This is a genomic window from Frankia sp. R82, from assembly GCF_023716925.1.
In the GTDB taxonomy this organism is placed as follows: domain Bacteria; phylum Actinomycetota; class Actinomycetes; order Frankiales; family Frankiaceae; genus Frankia.
The window spans coordinates 1-1,177 of record NZ_JAMQQG010000172.1 but is presented as its reverse complement, the minus strand read 5'-3'; the positions used below and the strand labels follow the sequence as shown (position 1 = coordinate 1,177).

At 62.9% G+C, this 1,177-nt stretch carries 1 protein-coding gene; it reads left to right on the top strand.

The window, feature by feature from the left end:
- Window positions 1-55: 55 nt before the first annotated feature.
- On the top strand, window positions 56-1,150 hold the full coding sequence (locus ND747_RS16435) for an IS630 family transposase (protein ID WP_251734482.1): 1,095 nt from the start codon (window positions 56-58) through the stop codon (window positions 1,148-1,150).
- Window positions 1,151-1,177 lie beyond the last annotated feature (27 nt).

Here is a 1,177-nt window from a genome sequence, read left to right as displayed (position 1 = left end):
CTAGTGTCGCGTGATTCTGTTCAATTTACTCGGGTAGGTGAGATAAAATGGTCAGGTGGAGTTGACGGCGGATGAGCGGGCGGAACTGCTGTCCCTGGTGAACGACGGGGATGTTCCGGCGAACGTGGCTACGCGGGCCCGGATCGTGCTGTGGTATGCCGAGGGTCTTCAGAAGAAGGAGGTGGCGGCGCGGGCCGGGGTTTCGCGGCCGACGGTCGACCTGTGGCTTTCCCGTTACGAGTCGAAGGGCGTCGGCGGGTTTGTCGATCTTCCTCGCGGTGCGCCGCGGGAGCAGGTGCCGGCGTGGATCCGCGGCCGTGTCCTGGCGTTGACCCGTGCTACTCCTCCGGTCGAGACGGGACTGACGCACTGGTCGAGCCGGGAGATGGCCAAGTACATCGCCCGGACCACCAGAACCTCGATCTCCTGGCACTACGTCGCGAAGCTGTGGCGAGATGAGGGGCTGAAACCCTGTCGGCAGGGCACCTTCAAAATCAGCAGGGACCCTGACTTCGCGGAGAGGGTCGCCGACATCGTCGGTCTGTACCTCGCCCCGCCCGAGGGGGCGGTGGTGCTCTCCGTGGACGAGAAGACCCAGGTCCAGGCCCTGGACCGGACCCAGCCGTTGCTGCCGATCGCATTCCACGCGAGCGAGAAACGCACCCATGACTACGTCCGGCATGGCACCACGAACCTGTTCGCCGCGCTGAACACCGGGACCGGCGAGGTCTTCGGCGAGTGCCGGCCCAGCAAGGACGGCGAGAACTTCTTGGCCTTCCTGAAGAAAGCGGTCGCGCCCCACGCCGACAAAGAGATCCACGTCATCGTGGACAACCTCTCCACCCACACCACCCCCGACGTCAAGAAGTGGCTGGAGAAGAACCCCCGCGTCCACTTCCACTTCACCCCCAAAGGATCGTCCTGGATCAATCAGATCGAGACATGGTTCGGCATCATCACCCGCCAGTCGATCCGCCGGGGCACGTTCAGCTCGGTGAAGGTCCTCATCAGGCAGATCAAGGACTACATCGCCCACTGGAACGCCGACGCGGAGCCGTTCGTCTGGACCGCGACCGCCGGTGAGATCCTCGCCAAGGTCAAACTTGTGCAGGCCAATGTCAAGAAACTGGTCGACAATAATGGGAAATAAAGAAACCGGAATCACGGGACACTAGAC